This is a genomic window from Streptomyces enissocaesilis, assembly GCF_039533765.1.
GTDB classification, from domain to species: Bacteria; Actinomycetota; Actinomycetes; order Streptomycetales; family Streptomycetaceae; genus Streptomyces; species Streptomyces enissocaesilis.
Genome location: NZ_BAAAUD010000010.1, coordinates 91303 through 111321, shown reverse-complemented (window position 1 = coordinate 111321; position 20019 = coordinate 91303). Strand labels below are relative to the sequence as shown.

The 20019-nt window shown below is 70.5% G+C and carries 12 protein-coding genes; 10 read left to right on the top strand and 2 right to left on the bottom strand.

Annotation, left to right across the window (positions count from 1 at the left end):
• Positions 1-83 precede the first annotated feature (83 nt).
• From ABD374_RS03770 to hflX, 3 genes are all read left to right on the top strand, one after another.
• Positions 84-2192: a RelA/SpoT family protein gene (locus tag ABD374_RS03770; protein WP_344490542.1), complete on the top strand. Its 2109-nt coding sequence runs from the start codon at positions 84-86 to the stop codon at positions 2190-2192.
• A gap of 76 nt (positions 2193-2268) precedes the next feature.
• Positions 2269-3753 carry a M1 family metallopeptidase gene (locus ABD374_RS03765; protein WP_344490540.1) on the top strand — a complete coding sequence of 495 codons (1485 nt, stop codon included), beginning with the start codon at positions 2269-2271 and terminating at the stop codon, positions 3751-3753.
• A 156-nt stretch (positions 3754-3909) separates the two neighbouring features.
• On the top strand, positions 3910-5409 hold the full coding sequence (gene hflX / locus ABD374_RS03760) for a GTPase HflX (RefSeq protein WP_344490537.1): 1500 nt from the start codon (positions 3910-3912) through the stop codon (positions 5407-5409).
• Between the two features lie 146 nt (positions 5410-5555).
• On the opposite strand, the gene ABD374_RS03755 is transcribed toward hflX, so the two are convergent.
• Entirely contained in the window at positions 5556-6773 is a 1218-nt protein-coding gene (locus tag ABD374_RS03755; RefSeq protein WP_344490534.1) for a trypsin-like serine peptidase, read from the bottom strand.
• 295 nt (positions 6774-7068) lie between these two features.
• Between ABD374_RS03755 and ABD374_RS03750 the strand changes: the two genes are divergently transcribed.
• The 5 genes from ABD374_RS03750 to ABD374_RS03730 all read left to right on the top strand — a co-directional run bounded on the left by ABD374_RS03750 (position 7069) and on the right by ABD374_RS03730 (position 15071).
• The gene (locus ABD374_RS03750) at positions 7069-8448 is read left to right on the top strand and encodes a diaminobutyrate--2-oxoglutarate transaminase family protein (RefSeq protein ID WP_344490531.1); all 1380 of its coding nucleotides are present in this window, start codon (positions 7069-7071) and stop codon (positions 8446-8448) included.
• Positions 8449-8478: 30 nt separating this feature from the next.
• On the top strand, positions 8479-10380 hold the full coding sequence (locus tag ABD374_RS03745; RefSeq protein ID WP_344490528.1) for an IucA/IucC family protein: 1902 nt from the start codon (positions 8479-8481) through the stop codon (positions 10378-10380).
• A 39-nt stretch (positions 10381-10419) separates the two neighbouring features.
• Positions 10420-11145 (top strand): GNAT family N-acetyltransferase, encoded by a 726-nt coding sequence (locus ABD374_RS03740; protein WP_344490525.1) that lies wholly within the window; start codon positions 10420-10422, stop codon positions 11143-11145.
• A 60-nt stretch (positions 11146-11205) separates the two neighbouring features.
• Entirely contained in the window at positions 11206-13032 is a 1827-nt protein-coding gene (locus ABD374_RS03735) for an IucA/IucC family protein (protein WP_344490522.1), read from the top strand.
• 68 nt (positions 13033-13100) lie between these two features.
• Positions 13101-15071 carry an ATP-dependent DNA helicase gene (locus tag ABD374_RS03730; RefSeq protein WP_344490519.1) on the top strand — a complete coding sequence of 657 codons (1971 nt, stop codon included), beginning with the start codon at positions 13101-13103 and terminating at the stop codon, positions 15069-15071.
• A gap of 109 nt (positions 15072-15180) precedes the next feature.
• On the opposite strand, the gene lexA is transcribed toward ABD374_RS03730, so the two are convergent.
• Positions 15181-15969 (bottom strand): transcriptional repressor LexA, encoded by a 789-nt coding sequence (gene lexA / locus ABD374_RS03725; RefSeq protein WP_344490516.1) that lies wholly within the window; start codon positions 15967-15969, stop codon positions 15181-15183.
• A gap of 435 nt (positions 15970-16404) precedes the next feature.
• On the opposite strand from lexA, the gene nrdR reads away from it, so the two are divergent.
• Together nrdR and ABD374_RS03715 are read left to right on the top strand one after the other, a co-directional pair.
• Complete coding sequence (gene nrdR / locus ABD374_RS03720) at positions 16405-16923, top strand: transcriptional regulator NrdR (protein WP_344490513.1); 519 nt, start codon at positions 16405-16407, stop codon at positions 16921-16923.
• A gap of 124 nt (positions 16924-17047) precedes the next feature.
• Positions 17048-19948, top strand: a complete 2901-nt coding sequence (locus ABD374_RS03715; RefSeq protein WP_344490510.1) for a vitamin B12-dependent ribonucleotide reductase — start codon at positions 17048-17050, stop codon at positions 19946-19948.
• Positions 19949-20019: the final 71 nt, after the last annotated feature.

Genomic DNA, 20019 nt, shown 5'->3' with positions numbered 1-20019 from the left:
CGTGGTGGGCTCGGTAGCATCAAGCACCGGCCGGGACGCGGGCCCACCCGTCCACCGCCGGTCGACGCTGCCGGAGGTCCCCCATGAGTGCAGAGGCCGCCCACCCAGGAGCCACCAGCCGCAGGCGTGGCCGCACCAGACTGGACCTCCGCAGACTCGGCCGTGTCGCCCTGCTCGGTCCCGCGTCGCGGGACCGGCTGCCCGACGCGATCGGCCACGTCGCGGACGCCCACCGCGCCCACCATCCGGACGCCGACCTCTCCATCCTGCACAGGGCGTACGTACTCGCCGAGTCGTCGCACCGCGGACAGATGCGCAAGAGCGGCGAGCCGTACATCACCCATCCGCTCGCCGTGACGCTGATCCTCGCCGAACTCGGCGCCGAGACCACCACGTTGACCGCGGCGCTCCTGCACGACACCGTCGAGGACACCGACGTGACGCTCGATCAGGTCCGCACGGGGTTCGGCGAGGAGGTCTGTTTCCTCGTCGACGGTGTGACGAAACTGGAGAAGGTCGACTACGGGGCCGCCGCGGAACCCGAGACCTTCCGCAAGATGCTCGTCGCCACCGGCAACGACGTCCGGGTCATGTCGATCAAGCTCGCCGACCGGCTGCACAACATGCGCACCCTCACCGTGATGCGCCCCGAGAAGCAGGCCCGGATCGCCAAGGTCACCCGGGACGTCCTGATCCCCCTCGCCGAACGGCTCGGCGTGCAGGCGCTCAAGACCGAACTGGAGGACCTGGTCTTCGCGATCCTCCACCCCGAGGAGTACGCGCACACGCGCGCCCTCATCGCGGCGGACGCCACTGCGGGGGACCCGCTGGAGGCGATCGCGGAAGAGGTCAGGAAGGTGCTGCGGGAAGCCGGCCTGGCCGCCGAGGTTCTCGTCAGACCCCGCCACTTCGTCTCCGTCCACCGGACCAGGCTCAAACGCGGCGAACTGCGCGGCACGGACTTCGGACGGCTGCTGGTGCTCGTCACGGAGGACGCCGACTGCTACGGCGTACTGGGCGAGCTGCACACCTGCTTCACACCGGTGATCTCCGAGTTCAAGGACTTCATCGCGGCGCCCAAGTTCAACCTCTACCAGTCACTGCACACCGCCGTCGCGCGCCCGGACGGCGAGGTGGCCGAAGTCCTCATCCGTACGCACCGGATGCACAAGGTGGCGGAGGCGGGCGTCGTCGCCCTGGGCAACCCGTACGCGCCGACCGACGGCGCCGAGCCCGCCGTCGAGGGCGAGCGCGCGGACCCCACCAGGCCCGGCTGGCTCTCCCGGCTGCTGGAGTGGCAGGAGTCCACGCCCGACCCCGACACCTTCTGGACGTCGCTGCGCGCGGACCTCGCGCAGGACCGGGAGATCACCGTGTTCCGCCCGGACGGCGCCGCGCTGGGGCTGCCGGCCGGCGCGAGCTGCGTGGACGCCGCGTACGCCCAGCACGGCGAGGCGGCGCACCGCTGCATCGGCGCCCGGGTCAACGGTCGGCTGGCGACCCTCAGCACGGTGCTGAGCGACGGTGACACGGTGCAGCTGCTCCTCGCCCACGACATCGGCTCGGGGCCCTCGCCCGAGTGGCTCGACCACGCCCGCACGCCCGCCGCGCGGATCGCCATCACCCGCTGGTTCTCCGCCCCTCCGCAGGACGATCCACCCGCCCCGGGAGGCCGGACGCCGACGCCCAGGCCGGAGGCCGTCCCTGAGGCAGCCGCCACCGGCAGCCTGCTGCCCAGGAGCGCCGGGAACGCCCTCGTGGACCTCCCGGACGCGACCGTGCGGCTCGCCGGCTGCTGTACGCCCGTACCGCCCGACGCCGTCACCGGCTTCGCCGTACGCGGCGGTGTCGTCACCGTGCACCGCGAGGCGTGTCCCGCGGCGGTCCGGATGCGGGCGCGCGGACGGGAACCGGTGGGCGTGCGCTGGCTGGCCACGGGGGACTGCCGGGTCACCCTGGTCGCCGAGTCCTTCGGGCGTCCGCGGCTCCTCGCCGATCTCACCGAGGCCATCGCCACCGCGGGCGCGGCGGTCGTCTCGGCCACCGTGGAACCGCCGAGCGAGCAGCGCGTACGGCACACGTACACCCTCCAGCTCCCCGATGCCGCGAAGCTTCCCGCGCTCATGCGCGCGATGCGCGAGGTACCCGGCGTGTACGACGTGAGCCGCGCCCAGCACCCCGCCACCGCTTGACCGAACCAGCCGCTCTTTCGAGTGGAGCGGCGTGTGCGGACACGGTACGCGCGGCGGGCGCTGGTAGCGGTAGGTCATGCTGCTCACCTCCCGGCGCCTGCGTGCCGCCCTGCTGGCCGCCGCGTCGGCCACCCTCGTCGCCGCGACGCTCCCCGCCCCCGCGCCGCCCGTGGCCCTCGGGATCGGCGATCCGCTCTTTCCCCACCTGGGCAACCCCGGGTACGACGTCCTCGCGTACGACATCTCCTTCACGTACCGCGGAAGCAACAGGAAACCACTGGACGCCGTCACGAAGATCGACGCGACGGCCACCCAGCGGCTCGACCGGATCAATCTCGACTTCGCACACGGGACCGTCGGATCGGTCGAGGTGAACGGCGAACGCGCCACGTTCGCGACGGCGGAGGAGGACCTGGTCGTCACGCCCGCGGAGCCGGTGTTCAAGGGGCGGCCGGTGCGGATCACCGTCCGGCACACCAGCGATCCCGACCCGAAGGGGCGCGAGGACAGCGGCTGGGTGCGCACCCGGGACGGCCTGGCGATGGCGAACCAGGCCGACGCGGCGCACCGCGTCTTCCCGTGCAACGACCACCCCGCCGACAAGGCGCTCTTCACCTTCCGTGTCACCGTGCCCCAGGGCATGACGGCGGTCACCAACGGACTGCCGGTGGGGAAGCCCGAGACCCCCGAGACCCCCGGGAACACGGCGGAGGGCGTCACCACCTGGTCGTACCGGACCAGCCACCCCATGGCGACCGAGCTCGCCCAGGTCTCCGTCGGCCGGTCGACCGTCGTGCACAGGACCGGGCCGCACGGGCTGCCCGTACGCGATGTCGTGCCCACCGCGGAACGCGCGCGGCTCGAACCGTGGCTGAAGAAGACGCCGGCGCACCTGGAGTGGATGGAGCGGCAGGTCGGCCGCTACCCCTTCGAGACGTACGGGATGCTCGTCGCCGACGCGGAGACGGGATTCCAGCTGGAGACACAGACGCTGTCGCTCTTCGAGCGCTCCCTGTTCACCCGCTCCGAACTGCCCGAGTGGTACGTCGACTCGATCATGGTGCACGAACTGGCGCACCAGTGGTTCGGCAACAGCGTCTCGCCGCGCTCCTGGTCCGACCTGTGGCTGAACGAAGGACACGCCTCCTGGTACGAGGCGCGGTACGCCGAGGAACACGCCGAGCAGTCGCTGGAGGCGAGGATGCGCGAGGCGTACGCGCAGTCGGACGGGTGGCGGGAACAGGGCGGCCCGCCCGCCGCTCCCCGCACCCCCACACCGGGACAGAAGGTCAGCCTCTTCAGACCGGTCGTCTACGACGGCAGCGCACTGGTGCTGTACGCACTGCGCCAGGAGATCGGTGAGGACGCCTTCGAGGAGCTGGAGCGGCGGTGGGTGCGGGACCACCGGGACGCCACCGCGACGACCGACGACTTCACGGGCCTCGCCTCGCGGATCGCGGGGCGGGATCTGTCCGGTTTCTTCCACGCGTGGCTGTACGGGAAGAAGACGCCGGCGATGCCCGGGCAGTCCGACTGGCGGAGCGGGGATAAACCGGAGTGACGGCCCGGGCCGCCCCGTGCCACTATCGACGGGCCGGCGCGACGGGCCGGCGGCGCAGCCGGGACGGGGCCCCTGACACTTCGGGAATCTTCCGGGCACGTGACGCGTTGTGATCGGTACAGCCTGCTTTCCAGCTTCTAACGACGTAAGGATCCAATGACCTCCTCTTCTTCCGCTTCCAAGGACGCACAGAGCTTCACGGAGAACCTGACCGAGAGCCTTCGGGCCGATGCCCTGATGGAAGAGGACGTCGCCTGGAGCCACGAAGTCGACGGGGAGCGGGACGGCGACCAGTACGAGCGCTCGGACCGTGCGGCGCTCCGACGGGTGGCCGGCCTCTCCACCGAGCTCGAAGACGTCACCGAGGTCGAGTACCGGCAGCTGCGCCTGGAGCGTGTGGTGCTGGTCGGCGTCTGGACCTCCGGCACCGTGCAGGACGCCGAGAACTCGCTGGCCGAGCTGGCGGCTCTCGCGGAGACCGCGGGCGCCCTGGTGCTCGACGGCGTCGTGCAGCGCCGCGACAAGCCGGACCCGGCCACCTACATCGGTTCGGGCAAGGCCGTCGAACTGCGTGACATCGTGCTCGAGACCGGAGCCGACACCGTCGTCTGCGACGGTGAGCTCAGCCCCGGCCAGCTCATCCACCTCGAAGACGTCGTCAAGGTGAAGGTGGTCGACCGCACCGCCCTGATCCTGGACATCTTCGCCCAGCACGCCAAGTCCCGGGAGGGCAAGGCGCAGGTCGCGCTCGCGCAGATGCAGTACATGCTGCCGCGACTGCGCGGCTGGGGTCAGTCGCTGTCCCGGCAGATGGGCGGCGCCGGTTCCGGCGGTGGCGGCGGTATGGCCACCCGTGGACCCGGTGAGACCAAGATCGAGACCGACCGGCGCCGGATCCGCGAGAAGATGGCGAAGATGCGCCGGGAGATCGCGGAGATGAAGACCGGCCGCGACATCAAGCGCCAGGAGCGCAAGCGCAACAAGGTGCCTTCGGTCGCGATCGCCGGATACACCAACGCAGGGAAGTCCTCGCTGCTCAACCGCCTGACGGGCGCGGGCGTGCTGGTGGAGAACGCGCTGTTCGCCACCCTCGACCCGACCGTGCGCCGCGCGGAGACACCCACCGGGCGGGTCTACACGCTCGCCGACACCGTCGGATTCGTACGGCACCTGCCGCACCACCTCGTCGAGGCGTTCCGCTCCACCATGGAGGAGGTCGGCGACTCCGACCTCATCCTGCACGTGGTGGACGGTTCCCACCCGGCGCCGGAGGAGCAGCTGGCGGCCGTACGCGAAGTGATCCGTGACGTCGGCGCGCTGGACGTGCCCGAGATCGTGGTGATCAACAAGGCGGACGCGGCGGACCCGGTCGTCCTGCAGCGGCTGCTGCGCATCGAGCGTCACGCGATCGCGGTGTCGGCCCGTACGGGCGCGGGCATGGCGGAGCTGCTGGCGCTGATCGACTCCGAGCTGCCCCGGCCCGAGGTCGAGATCGAGGCACTCGTGCCGTACACGCAGGGCGGGCTGGTCTCGCGGGCACACGCCGAAGGCGAGGTCATCTCCGAGGAGCACACCGGGGAGGGCACGCTCATCAAGGTGCGGGTGCACGAGGAGCTGGCGGCCGACCTGGCGCCGTACGTGCCGGTGGCTCACTGACCGCGGACGGCCCGCAGCACGGTCGTACGGCAAGACAGCACGTACGGGAACACCGCACGGAGCAAGCCGAAGGCCCGCCCCCTCACGACGAGGGGGCGGGCCTTCGGGCTGCGCGGGCAACGCGTGGGGCCGCGCCCGGGGAGGACCTACCGGTTGGCGAACTTCCTGCTCACCGAGGTGTAGATCCCCTTGGCCTCCTCGCCCAGGCGAGGACCGGCCAGCCAGCCGGCGGTCACCGGACCGATCGAGGTGTTGGAGACCAGCGCGGGCCTGCCGTCCCGGCCGGGAGCCGTCCAGCCACCGCCGGAGGAACCACCGGTCATGGTGCAGCCGATGCGGTACATCGTCGGGTCACCGGCCTTGATGGACAGACGGCCCGGCTTGTCGGCGCACTCGAGCTGCTTCTGGCCGTCGAAGGGCGGGGCGGCCGGGTAGCCGGTCGCCGTGATGCTCGCGATGTCCGGCGCGGCCGGTGCGTCGAACTCCACCGGGAGGGCCGAACCGACCGTCTCCTCCAGGGACTTGCCGCCGCCCTTCTCCGGGGTGACGTGCAGGACGGCGAAGTCGTACGGGGCGCCTTCGCCGCCGGTGGGGCCGCCCTGGGCGATCCACTGGTCGGACGTCTGCGCCCAGTCGCCCCACCACACACCGTGCGGGGTGATCTCGTCCTGGGACGCGCCACCGATCTCGGCGGCCGACTTGCCGGTGCTGTTGTACGACGGGACGAAGGCGATGTTGCGGTACCAGCCGCCCTTCTTGCCCGCGTGCACGCAGTGGCCGGCGGTCCACACCATGTTGGACTTGCCGGGATGCGCCGAGTCCTGGATGACGGTCGCGGAACAGACCATCGAGCCCTCGGGCCCGTCGAAGAAGAGCTTCCCGGCCTCGGGGGCGCTCGTGGTGTACGGAGTCCTCAAGGGCTGGGCCTCGACGGGCGCGGGCGTCGGGTCGGTGACCCCCTCGTCGCCGGAGATGTCGTTGCCCACCGGCCTGTCCGGCTGCTCCGCGTCCCGCATCCGGTCCGGGTCCCAGAGGTCCTCGATGATCGGGTTGATGTAGTCCTCGGCCTCGCGGAGCCAGTCGTCCTTGCTCCAGTCCTTCCAGGCGCCGTCCTTCCACTTGTCCAGGTCGACGCCGTGCTTCTTGAGCTCGTCCTTCAGGTGGTCGGGAATGACGATCTTGCCGTCGGCGGTCCGGCCGGCGGAGGCGCTCGGCTCGCCGCCCGCGTTGTCCTCGCCCGGTCCGCAGGCGGTGGCGGTCAGGGCGAGGGCGGTGGTGAGCCCGACTGCGGCCAGTACGGGGGAGGTTCGGCGACGCGCGCTCCTCCCGCCACGTGCTGCGAAGGTCGGGCGAATGGGTCGCATGTCGTGATCCCCCTGGGACTTCGAAATCTTCTTCGGCGAACTCTCTGCACGTGCCGCTCGCCCCGACGGCGGAGCTCCGGGGCCGGCGTGCGGACCCCACTATGCCGGTGCCGTGGGAGACGGCACGAGGCAGGGCCGCGGTTCCCCCGACGTAAGGATCTTCTGATTGCCCGTGATCCCCCGGCGGCACTGTCGTTGGTACGTACGGGGAACGCAGGGCCGGTGTTCAGCGCCGGCGGGCAACGGACCTGCGGAGAACCGCGACAGAACCTTCACCGCGGGAGGACCGACAGACGTGGCCGTGACCGAACCTGCCGCTGCGGTGCCGACTGCCGCGCACGAGGGAATCCTCCGCCGCCAGTCACTGCGTGAATCGGCGGCGCGCACCTACGCGCGGTCCCTGCCCATCGTTCCCGTACGGGCGCGCGGGCTGACGATCGAGGGGGCGGACGGGCGCCGGTATCTCGACTGCCTCTCGGGTGCCGGGACCCTGGCGCTCGGGCACAACCATCCCGTGGTCCTGGAAGCGATCAAGAAGGTCCTCGACTCGGGGGCCCCGCTCCATGTGCTGGACCTCGCGACCCCCGTCAAGGACGCGTTCATCACCGAGCTGTTCGCGACCCTGCCGCGCGGACTCGCCGACAACGCGCGGGTGCAGTTCTGCGGCCCCGCGGGTACGGACGCGGTCGAGGCCGCGCTCAAGCTCGTACGCACCGCCACCGGCCGCAGCGGACTGCTGTCCTTCACCGGGGCGTACCACGGCATGACGGCGGGCGCCTTCGACGCCTCGGGCGGGGCGCAGGACGTACGGGTGACGCGCCTGCCCTACCCGTACGACTACCGGTGCCCCTTCGGGGTGGGCGGCGAGCGCGGCGCCGAACTCTCCGCCCGCTGGACCGAGAACCTCCTCGACGACCCGAAGGGCGGAGTGCCGTCCCCGGCCGGGATGATCCTCGAACCGGTGCAGGGGGAGGGCGGCGTGATCCCCGCGCCGGACGACTGGATGCGGCGCATGCGCACGATCACGGCGGACCGCTCCATTCCGCTGATCGCCGACGAGGTGCAGACCGGGGTCGGCAGGACCGGTGCCTTCTGGGCGGTCGAGCACAGTGGCGTCGTGCCCGATGTGATGGTCATGTCCAAGGCCATCGGCGGCAGCCTTCCGCTGGCCGTCGTGGTCTACCGGTCCGACCTCGACGTATGGGAGCCCGGTGCCCACGCCGGTACGTTCCGCGGCAACCAGCTCGCCATGGCGGCGGGCGCCGCCACCCTGGCGTACGTACGCGAGAACCGGCTCGCCGACCGCGCCGCCGTGCTCGGCGCACGCATGACGGGCCAGTTGCAGGGGCTGGCCGCCGACCATCCCTGCATCGGGAACGTACGCGGCCGGGGGCTGATGATCGGCGTCGAACTCGTCGACCCCGATGCCGGAGACCGTACGTCCACGGGGGCTCCCCCGGCGGCGCCCGCTCTGGCCGCCGCCGTCCAGCAGGAGTGCCTGGAACGCGGACTCATCGTCGAACTCGGCGGCCGTCACGCCGGCGTCGTACGTCTGCTGCCTCCTCTCACCCTCACCGATGAACAGGCCACGGCGGTCCTCGACCGCCTGGCCGACGCCCTGTCGGCCGCCGAGCGCTCCCCGTACCCCCGGCAACAGACCGGGCTCTCGCACTGACCCCCGGACCTCGTCCCAAGGAAGACCCCCGTGAACCCCACTCCCGCATCCGATGCGTCCGAGGCCGAAGACCGTCCCACCGCCCACGACCGAGGACAGAGCGGTACGCGCGGCCGCCTCATGGCCGACGAGGCCAAGGTGCCCCGGCAGAAGGGCAGCGCCCACGGGGGGCAGCGCACGCCGGGGCCCGGCGCACACCCGCAGACCGCGGACGCGGACCTCCTCGACCACCCCGACCCGCATGCGGCGGCGGAGGCGGCAGCCGTCGAGAACCTGCTGCGCTGCTGGATCCGGGAGAACGGCATCACCGAGCCCCTCGGACCGGTCCTGCGCATCCCGCTGGGTGCCAGCGGTACCGCACTGCTCGTTCCCGTCCGCTACTGGTCGGCCACCGGATGGCACCGCTTCGGCATGCCGGTCCTGGAAGGCGGGCCGCAGGGCGCGCCGCCCGCCGACGCCGTCACGGTCGCCGCCCTCCTGGGCCGCGAGGCGGGGCAGCGCGAAGGGGCGGACCTGGTCGGCCGGGTCGCCGACTCGGTGCGGCGCACCGCCGGGTTCATCACCGCCCGCCGCCGGAGCCCCGGCCCCGCCGAAGAGGCGGACCTGTTCCTCAGCGCGGAGCAGTCCCTTCTCCTCGGGCATCCGCTGCACCCCACCCCCAAGAGCCGCGAAGGGCTCTCCGACGCGGAAGCGCTCCTGTACTCACCCGAGCTGCACGGCTCCTTTCCGCTCCACTGGATGGGTGTCGACCGGTCCGTACTCGCGGGGGACTCCGCCTGGACCGAACGCGGCCGCACCGTCCCCGTCGAGCAGCTCACCGTCCGGCTGGCCGACGGCCTTCGACTGCCCGACCACACGGTCCCCCTGCCCCTCCACCCCTGGCAGGCCCGCGAGCTCAAGCACCGGCCCGCCGTCATGGCGCTCCTTGAGCAAGGTCTCCTCCACGACCTCGGCCCTCATGGCGCCCGGTGGCACCCCACCTCCTCCGTCCGCACCGTGCACCGCCCCGGTGCGTCCGCCATGCTCAAACTTTCGCTCGGCGTACGCATCACCAACTCCCGTCGTGAGAACCTCCGCAAGGAACTCCACCGCGGTGTCGAGGTCCACCGGCTGCTGCGCGGCGGACTGGCCGAGGAATGGCAGTCCGTCCACCCCGGCTTCGACATCGTCCGCGACCCGGCCTGGCTCGCCGTGGACACGGCGGACGGCGAACCGGTTCCGGGCTTCGACGCCCTGCTGCGCCACAACCCGTTCGGCCCCGGCGACGACGCCGTCTGCATCGCGGGCCTCACCGCTCCGAGGCCCTGGCCCGGCCGGGCCGGCATGCAATCCCGCCTCGCCGACGTCGTCGCCCGGCTCGCCGCCCGCACCGGCCGCCCCACCGCGGCCGTCGCCGCCGAGTGGTTCCTGCGCTACCTCGACCACGTCGTACGCCCGGTGCTCTGGCTGGACGGCACGGCAGGGATCGCCCTGGAAGCCCACCAGCAGAACACCCTGGTCCTCCTCAACCCCGACGGCTGGCCCGTCGGCGGCCGCTACCGCGACAACCAGGGCTACTACTTCCGTGAATCCCACCGCGCCGGCCTCGAACGCCGTCTCCCCGGCATCGGCGCCACCAGCGACACCTTCGTCACGGACGCCGTCACCGACGAACGCTTCGCCTACTACCTCGGCATCAACAACGTCTTCGGTCTGATCGGAGCGTTCGGCGCCCAGCGGCTGGCCGACGAACGCGTCCTGATCGCCGCGTTCCGCCAGTTCCTCGGGAAGAACACCGCCCTCGGCTCCCCGCTGCCCGCACAACTCCTGGAGACCCCCAGCCTCCGCTGCAAGGCCAACCTGCTCACCCGGCTGCACGGCCTCGACGAGCTCGAAGGCCCGGTCGACACCCAGTCCGTCTACGTCACCATCGCCAACCCCCTTCGCACCTGAAGGAACGCGCCCACCCGAACTGCTGAGAGGAGCGTCGCCGTGCCTCCCCCCGATGCGAGCACCGACGCAGGAACCAACTCCGCTCCCCGCGCCGGATCCGGCACCGAGGACACCCTGGACCTGCGGCTGTCCGACGAGCTCGTCGCGCTGTTCGGTGACGACGGCCCGGTGGCCGGCCCCCGGGCCGTCGGCGGCGACCTCCTCGACACCCCCGCCGACTGGGGCCCCGTCACCACCCCCGCCGGCGTCTTCCAGCTCGTTCCCGTACGCATCGAACGGGACCTGCCGCTCATCAGCCGGTGGATGAACGACCCGGCCGTCGCCGCCTTCTGGGAACTCGAAGGACCGCACGAGGTGACCGCCGCCCACCTGCGTCCCCAGCTCGACGGCGACGGCCGCAGCGCGCCCTGTCTCGGCGTACTGGGCGGCGTACCCATGAGCTACTGGGAGATCTACCGCGCCGACCTCGACCCGCTGGCCCGTCACTACCCGGCCCGCCCGCACGACACCGGGATCCACCTCCTCGTCGGCGGCGTCGCGGACCGCGGCCGCGGTCTCGGCACCACCCTTCTCAGAGCCGTCGCCGACCTCGTACTCGACAGCCGTCCCGCCTGTGCGCGGGTCGTCGCCGAACCGGACCTCCGCAACACCCCCTCCGTCTCGGCCTTCCTCCGGGCCGGCTTCCGCTTCTCCGCCGAACTCGACCTCCCCGACAAGCGAGCCGCACTCATGGTCCGTGAACGCACCCTGCGAAACCTGCTGTGAACCACCCGCTGCTTCTCATACACCGTTCCTCCCGAATAGGTTCCACTCCGAGGAGTCCCCGTGCCGAAACCCGCCGCCCATGATGTCGAGGATCCGCTTCCGCTGCTCGCTCCGCCCGAACTGAACCCCGGCACCTGGGACCTGGCAGCCCGCCGCCTCCTCGCCAAGATGCTCGGTGAGTTCGCGTACGAGGAGATCGTCGAGCCGCTTCCGCAACCAGCCGGCGACCGCCACACCCTCCTGCTCGACGACGGCGGAATCCTCTCCTTCCGGGCCGGCCGCGGCGCCTACGGCAGCTGGCGCGTCGACCCCGACACGATCGAACTCCGCGACCACGCCACCGACGCCACAGGCCGCCCCTTCGGCGACCCCCTCCGCTTCCTCGTCCTCGCCCGCCGCCTCCTCGCCCTCGACGGCGCCACCCTCGGCCACCTCATCCGCGAGCTGAGCGCCACCCTCGCCGCCGACGCCCGCCTCGGTCACACCGCCCTGTCCGCGTCGCTCCTCGCCGACCTCGGATACGCGGAACTCGAAGGGCACCAGACCGGCCACCCCTGGCTCGTGCTCAACAAGGGGCGCCTCGGTTTCTCCGCCGGCGACGCCGCCCGCTGGGCCCCCGAAGCCCGTACACCGGCAGCGCTCCCCTGGATCGCGGTCAGCACCGACCTCGCGGGCTACCGCGGAGTCCCCTTACTCGCCACACCGGAGCACCTCTACGCACGCGAACTCGACGCCCCCACCCGCGAGTCGTTCGCCGCCGCGCTCCGTGCCCGCGGCCTGGATCCCGCGCGGTACCTCTACCTGCCCGTACACCCCTGGCAGTGGGAGGAAGTGGTCCTGCCGCTCTTCGCGCCCGCCGTCGCACAGGGCGCCATCGTGCCGCTCCCCACCGACGGCGACGTACGGCTGCCGCAGCAGTCCATCCGCACCTTCCTCAACACGACCCGCCCCGACCGGCACACGGTCAAGCTGCCGCTCGCCGTCCTCAACACGCTGGTCTGGCGAGGACTGCCCACCGAGCGGACCCTGGCGGCGCCCGCCGTCACCGCCTGGGTGCACGGGCTGCGCGACGCCGACCCCTTCCTGCGCGACGAGTGCAAAGTGATCCTCCTCGGAGAGGTCGCCTCCGTCGCGGTCGCGCACCCCCTGTACGACGGACTGCCCGAAGTCCCGTACCAGTACAAGGAACTGCTGGGTGCCATCTGGCGCGAGCCGCTCACCGGCCGCCTCGCGCCGGGAGAGCGCGCCCGCACGCTGGCCTCACTGCTCTACACGGATCCCGAAGGCCGCGCCTTCACCGCGGAGCTCGTCGCCCGCTCGGGTCTCACCCCCACCGCCTGGCTCAAGCGGCTCTTCACCGCCCTGCTGCCCCCGCTGCTGCACTTCCTGTACCGCTACGGCACCGTCTTCTCCCCGCACGGCGAGAACGCCATCGTCGTCTTCGACGACCACGACATCCCGGTGCGCCTCGCCATCAAGGACTTCGTCGACGACGTGAACGTCAGCGCGCAGAGGCTGCCCGAACACGACTCCATGCCCGGCGACGTGCGCGAGATCCTCCTCACCGAGCCTCCGGCCTTCCTCACGCAGTTCATCCATTCCGGTCTGTTCGTCGGCGTGTTCCGCTATCTGGCGCCTCTCTGCGAGGAGCAACTGGGTGTTCCGGAGAGCGACTTCTGGTCACTCGTACGGGCCGAAATCCTGCGGCACCAGGCACGCTTCCCCGAGCTCAAGGACCGTTACGAGATCTTCGACCTGCTCGTCCCGCGGATCGAGCGCCTCTGCCTCAACCGCAACCGTCTGCACCTCGACGGCTACCGTGACCGTCCCGGCCGCCCGCACGCCGCGGTGCACGGCACCGTCCCCAACCCCCTCCACCTGTCCTGATGAGCTCGCCGGTGGTGATCCCGGTGTGGGCCCGGGGTGTCAGTGGTGCCCCGTAGGCTGGTGGAGCTATGACGAAGCCCTCACTCCCCGAGCTCCTCCACGCCGCGGTCACTGCCGTCGGCGGCACGGAGCGGCCAGGCCAGGTCACCATGACCGAGGCCGTGGCCGAAGCCATCGACGACAATGCCCACCTGCTCGTCCAGGCCGGCACCGGCACCGGAAAGTCCCTCGGCTATCTGGTGCCGGCCCTGGCACACGGCGAGCGCGTCGTGGTGGCGACGGCGACCCTGGCCCTGCAGCGCCAGCTCGTGGAGCGTGATCTTCCGCGTACGGTCGAGGCGCTGCATCCGCTGCTGCGCAGGCGCCCCGAGTTCGCCATGCTCAAGGGGCGCTCGAACTACCTCTGCCTGCACCGGCTCCACGAGGGCGTACCGCAGGAAGAGGAGGACGGCCTCTTCGACCAGTTCGAGGCCGCGGCCCCCACCAGCAAGCTCGGCCAGGACCTGCTGCGCATGCGCGACTGGGCGGACGAGACCGAGACGGGCGACCGCGACGACCTCACCCCCGGTGTCTCCGACCGCGCCTGGGGCCAGGTGTCCGTCTCCTCCCGCGAATGCCTCGGCGCGTCGAAATGCGCCTACGGAGCGGAATGCTTCGCGGAGGCGGCCCGCGAGCGCGCCAAGCTCGCCGATGTCGTCGTGACCAACCACGCCCTCCTCGCCATCGACGCCATCGAGGGCGCGCCCGTGCTCCCGCAGCACGAGGTGCTGATCGTCGACGAGGCGCACGAACTGGTCTCACGGGTGACCGGCGTCGCGACCGGCGAGCTCAGTCCCGGGCAGGTCAACCGGGCCGTCCGCCGTGCGGCCAAGCTCGTCGACGAGAAGGTCGCCGACGCCCTCCAGACGGCCGCGGAGTCCTTCGAGCGGCTGATGGAGCTCGCGCTCCCCGGACGTCTCGAAGAGGTCCCGGAAGACCTCGGGTACGCGCTCATGGCACTGCGTGACGCCGCTCGTAACGTCATCTCGGCCATCGGCTCGACCCGGGACAAGTCCGTCCAGGACGAGGACGCCGTCCGCAAGCAGGCGCTCGCGGCCGTCGAGAGCATTCACGGCGTCGCCGAGCGGATCGCCAACGGTTCCGAGTACGACGTCGTCTGGTTCGAGCGGCACGACCGTTACGGGGCCTCCCTGCGCGTCGCCCCGCTCTCCGTGTCGGGGCTGCTGCGCGAGAAGCTCTTCAGCGAGCGCTCCGTCGTCCTGACCTCCGCCACCCTCAAGCTCGGCGGCGACTTCAACGGTGTGGGTGCCTCGCTCGGCCTGTCCCCGGAGGGTACGGAGGGGGAAGACGTCCCGGTCTGGAAGGGGCTCGACGTCGGCTCGCCCTTCGACTACCCGAAGCAGGGCATTCTGTACGTCGCCCGGCAGCTGGCCACGCCGGGCCGCGAGGGGGCGCGGGGCGACATGATGGACGAACTCGCCGAGCTGATCGAGGCCGCCGGAGGGCGCACGCTGGGCCTTTTCTCCTCCATGCGGGCCGCCAAAGCGGCGGCCGAGGAGCTGCGCGGCCGGCTCGGCATGCCCATCCTGCTCCAGGGTGAGGAAACGCTCGGTGAGCTGATCAAGTCCTTCGCGGCCGATCCGGAGACCTGCCTCTTCGGCACGCTGTCTCTCTGGCAGGGCGTCGATGTGCCCGGACCGAGCTGCCAGCTCGTCGTCATGGACCGGATCCCGTTCCCCCGCCCCGACGACCCGCTGATGAGCGCGCGGCAGAAGGCGGTCGAGGAAGCCGGGGGCAACGGTTTCATGGCCGTCGCGGCGACGCACGCGGCGCTGCTGATGGCCCAGGGCGCGGGACGGCTCGTGCGGGCCACGGGGGATCGCGGTGTCGTCGCCGTACTCGACCCGAGGCTGGCCAATGCGCGTTACGGCAGTTACCTGCGGGCGTCCCTGCCGGACTTCTGGTACACCACGGATCGCAATCAGGTACGTCGCTCGCTCGCCGCGATCAACGCCGCGGCCGAGGCCGAGGGGAAGTAGCGGCGGCGGTTCGGGCGTGAAGATCTGAAAGTCGTAGAGGCCGTAAAAGCAGCAGGCCCCCGGAACCGGCGCAGTGGGTTCCAGGGGCCCGGTCTTTGACCGCGAGGTGTCACACCCGCCGCAGCACCGCCACGACCTTGCCGAGAATGGTCGCTTCGTCGCCGGGGATCGGCTGGTAGGCGGCGTTGTGCGGCAGCAGCCACACCTGGCCGTCCTCGCGCTTGAACCGCTTCACCGTTGCCTCGCCGTCCAGCATCGCGGCCACGATGTCACCGTTCTCGGCGACCGGCTGGCGGCGTACCGTCACCCAGTCGCCGTCACAGATCGCCGCTTCGATCATCGAGTCGCCGACGACCTTGAGGACGAACAGCTCGCCGTCCCCCACGAGCTGCCGGGGGAGCGGGAAGACGTCCTCCACCGACTCCTCGGCGAGGATCGGGCCGCCCGCCGCGATCCGGCCGACGAGGGGGACGTAGGACGCGGCGGGCTTGCCGGCCGTGTCGGTGGGCTGAGTGCTGGGCTGGTCCGAGCCCCGCACCTCGTACGCCCGGGGGCGGTGCGGGTCACGGCGCAGGAACCCCTTGCGTTCGAGAGCCATCAGCTGATGAGCCACGGAAGAGGTACTGGAGAGGCCCACCGCCTGACCGATCTCGCGCATGGACGGGGGGTATCCTCGCCGTTGCACCGAGTCCCTGATGACCTCGATGACTCGTCGTTGCCGATCGGTGAGGCCGGAACTGTCCGCCCGGATTCCTGGAGGCCGGCCGGGCAGCGAGCGTGAGGGCTTGGAGCCCTCGGAGTGTGTGGCTGCTGCTTCATTCATGGCATGCACCGGCTCGAGTCGGCTCTGGGAGCGGTCCTGGGCAGCGATAGTTGCACTGTCAGCGGTCGTGGTCACGTCGGCCCCTCTCGAGATGTTCTCTCCCTGGCTGGACAACGGTAGTTGCTTTCGAAAGGTTGCGCCAAACACACGTTCGAGTGAAAAAGCGCAGAATGCTTTACCGGAATACGCGACGGGGTGTATGAAGGGCCATTTCGAGTCGAAAGGCAATTCGGGCCATTACGGTAGCCTTCGCGCTCGGTCAGGGGGTGCCCGGGCGCGGTTCCCCGCGTGTCGTCCGCCTGTCGTCACCCGTGTGGAGCGCGACACGCGCGGAGAGTGAAAACGCGCCCGGACCCCAGATCTAGTGGTTGCATGGCCGAGGCCGCCCACAAGTTGTGGTCCCTGGTCCGCCGGGAGTTCGGCCATCGCCTATGCTGGTGGCTGCTTCGAAGGGCCCCGGGTGGGGCCGGCGAGGCTATTCAGTCGTACTGCGAGGGAGGGTTGGGTTCCATGCACTGTCCCTTCTGCAGGCACCCGGACAGCCGTGTCGTCGACAGTCGCACCACCGACGACGGGACCTCGATCCGCAGGCGCCGCCAGTGCCCCGACTGCTCCCGCCGTTTCACGACGGTGGAGACCGCCTCGCTGATGGTGATCAAGCGCAGCGGAGTGACCGAGCCCTTCAGCCGCACCAAGGTCATTTCCGGCGTGCGCAAGGCGTGCCAGGGCCGACCGGTCACCGAGGACGCCCTCGCCAAGCTCGGCCAGCGGGTCGAGGAGGCGGTGCGCGCCACCGGCAGCGCCGAGCTGACGACCCACGACGTGGGACTGGCCATACTCGGCCCGCTGCAGGAACTCGATCTCGTCGCGTACCTGCGCTTCGCGTCCGTGTACCGGGCGTTCGATTCACTCGAAGACTTCGAGGCCGCCATCGCGGAGCTCCGCGAGGAGCGGCCTCCGGCAAGTGATTGCGACTGCGGGCCCGGCGTGACCCCCGAGGTCCCCGCGCCCGCCGCCGCCGCCGACTGACCGGCCGGCGGCGGACCAGACCTGTTCCGGCCGCCCTTCGTGGCGTCCGGAACATCAGACACACCACGTGCCCCGGGAAGAACTGGGCACGTCAGAGCGTTTTTGTACGTATATGGGAGGCGGCATGACAGAGACGGCGAGCGGCCCGGCACGAGGTTCCCGCACCAAGGGAGCCAAGGCGGCTGTGGCTCGGCAGGGCTTGCGCATCGAGCGCATCCACACCACGCCCGGCGTGCATCCGTACGACGAGGTGGTCTGGGAGCGTCGTGACGTCGTCATGACCAACTGGCGTGACGGCTCGGTCAATTTCGAGCAGCGTGGTGTCGAGTTCCCCGACTTCTGGTCGGTGAACGCGGTCAACATCGTCACCAGCAAGTATTTCCGCGGAGCTGTCGGTACGCCGCAGCGCGAGACCGGTCTGCGCCAGCTGATCGACCGGATCGTGAAGACGTACCGGAAGGCCGGTGAGGAATACAACTACTTCGTCTCTCCCGCTGACGCCGAGATCTTCGAGCACGAGCTGGCGTACGCCCTCCTGCACCAGATCTTCAGCTTCAACTCGCCGGTCTGGTTCAACGTCGGTACGCCCCAGCCGCAGCAGGTCTCCGCCTGCTTCATCCTGGCCGTCGACGACTCCATGGAGTCGATCCTCGACTGGTACAAGGAAGAGGGCATGATCTTCAAGGGCGGCTCCGGTGCCGGCCTGAACCTCTCCCGCATCCGCTCCTCCAAGGAGCTCCTCTCCTCCGGCGGCAACGCCTCCGGTCCGGTCTCCTTCATGCGCGGCGCCGACGCCTCCGCGGGAACGATCAAGTCCGGCGGTGCCACCCGCCGCGCGGCCAAGATGGTCGTCCTCGACGTCGACCACCCCGACATCGAGGACTTCATCGAGACCAAGGTGAAGGAGGAGGAGAAGATCCGCGCCCTGCGTGACGCGGGCTTCGACATGGACCTGGGCGGCGACGACATCACGTCCGTCCAGTACCAGAACGCCAACAACTCGGTACGCGTGAACGACGAGTTCATGCACGCGGTCGAGGCCGGCGGCAAGTTCGGCCTCCGTGCCCGTATGACGGGTGAGGTCATCGAGGAGGTCGACGCCAAGTCGCTCTTCCGCAAGATGGCCGAGGCCGCCTGGGCCTGCGCCGACCCGGGCATCCAGTACGACGACACCATCAACAACTGGCACACCTGCCCCGAGTCCGGCCGGATCACCGCGTCGAACCCGTGCAGCGAGTACATGCACCTGGACAACACCTCGTGCAACCTGGCCTCGCTGAACCTGATGAAGTTCCTCAAGGACGACGGCAAGGGCAACCAGTCGTTCGAGTCCGAGCGCTTCGCCAAGGTCGTCGAGCTCGTCATCACCGCGATGGACATCTCCATCTGCTTCGCGGACTTCCCCACCGAGAAGATCGGTGAGAACACCCGCGCCTTCCGCCAGCTCGGCATCGGTTACGCGAACCTCGGCGCCCTGCTCATGGCGACCGGTCACGCGTACGACAGCGACGGCGGCCGCTCGCTGGCCGGCGCCATCACCTCGCTGATGACGGGTACGTCGTACCGGCGCTCCGCCGAACTGGCCGCGGTCGTCGGCCCGTACGACGGTTACGCCCGCAACGCCGAGCCCCACCTGCGCGTCATGAAGCAGCACTCCGACGCCAACGCCACGGCCCCGCGCGTGGACGACCTGGACTCGCCGATCTGGGCGGCCGCCACGGAGTCCTGGCAGGACGTGCTCCGCCTCGGCGAGAAGAACGGCTTCCGCAACGCGCAGGCCTCGGTCATCGCGCCCACCGGCACCATCGGTCTCGCGATGTCCTGCGACACCACCGGCCTCGAACCCGACCTGGCCCTGGTCAAGTTCAAGAAGCTGGTCGGCGGCGGCTCGATGCAGATCGTCAACGGCACGGTGCCGCAGGCGCTGCGCCGCCTGGGCTACCAGGAGGAGCAGATCGAGGCGATCGTCGCCCACATCGCCGAGCACGGCAATGTGATCGACGCCCCCGGCCTGAAGCACGAGCACTACGAGGTCTTCGACTGCGCGATGGGCGAGCGTTCCATCTCCGCGATGGGCCACGTCCGCATGATGGCGGCCATCCAGCCGTGGATCTCCGGCGCGCTCTCCAAGACGGTGAACCTGCCGGAGACGGCCACCGTCGAGGACGTCGAAGAGGTCTACTTCGAGGCGTGGAAGATGGGCGTCAAGGCGCTCGCGATCTACCGCGACAACTGCAAGGTCGGCCAGCCCCTCTCCGCCAAGAAGAAGGACGTCAAGGCCGAGGTCACGGAGAAGACCGAGGAGACGATCCGCGCCGCGGTCGAGAAGGTCGTCGAGTACCGCCCGGTGCGCAAGCGTCTTCCCAAGGGCCGCCCGGGGATCACCACCTCCTTCACGGTGGGCGGTGCCGAGGGCTACATGACCGCCAACTCCTACCCGGACGACGGTCTCGGTGAGGTCTTCCTGAAGATGTCCAAGCAGGGCTCGACCCTGGCGGGCATGATGGACGCCTTCTCGATCGCCGTCTCGGTCGGTCTGCAGTACGGCGTCCCGCTGGAGACGTACGTCTCGAAGTTCACCAACATGCGCTTCGAGCCGGCCGGCATGACGGACGACCCCGATGTGCGGATGGCGCAGTCGATCGTCGACTACATCTTCCGCCGCCTGGCGCTGGACTTCCTGCCCTTCGAGACCCGTTCGGCGCTCGGTATCCACTCCGCCGACGAGCGTCAGCGTCACCTGGAGACCGGCTCGTACGAGCCGTCGATGGAGGACGACGACGTCGACGTCGAGGGCCTGGCCCAGTCCGCCCCGCGCCAGACGGAGACGCCGAAGCCGGTCGTCGCCCCGAAGGCGGAGGCCGTGCCGGAGCAGAAGCAGGCGCACACCTCGGCGGAGCTCGTCGAGATGCAGCTCGGCATCAGCGCCGACGCTCCGCTGTGCTTCTCGTGCGGTACGAAGATGCAGCGCGCGGGCAGCTGCTACATCTGCGAGGGCTGCGGCTCGACCAGCGGTTGCAGCTGACCGGCTGGTAGGCGACGGATGAGGTGAGGGGCGGCGGGCCCGAGGGCCCGCCGCCCCTCGGCGTTCCGAAA

Excerpts from the sequence above, each read along its gene's own strand:
- ABD374_RS03765 (WP_344490540.1), top strand. The coding sequence starts at position 2,269 with ATGCTGCTCACCTCCCGGCGCCTGCGTGCCGCCCTGCTGGCCGCCGCG.
- ABD374_RS03730 (WP_344490519.1), top strand. The coding sequence starts at position 13,101 with ATGACGAAGCCCTCACTCCCCGAGCTCCTCCACGCCGCGGTCACTGCC.
- ABD374_RS03755 (WP_344490534.1), bottom strand. The coding sequence starts at position 6,773 with ATGCGACCCATTCGCCCGACCTTCGCAGCACGTGGCGGGAGGAGCGCG.
- nrdR (WP_344490513.1), top strand. The coding sequence starts at position 16,405 with ATGCACTGTCCCTTCTGCAGGCACCCGGACAGCCGTGTCGTCGACAGT.
- ABD374_RS03770 (WP_344490542.1), top strand. The coding sequence starts at position 84 with ATGAGTGCAGAGGCCGCCCACCCAGGAGCCACCAGCCGCAGGCGTGGC.
- hflX (WP_344490537.1), top strand. The coding sequence starts at position 3,910 with ATGACCTCCTCTTCTTCCGCTTCCAAGGACGCACAGAGCTTCACGGAG.
- ABD374_RS03715 (WP_344490510.1), top strand. The coding sequence starts at position 17,048 with ATGACAGAGACGGCGAGCGGCCCGGCACGAGGTTCCCGCACCAAGGGA.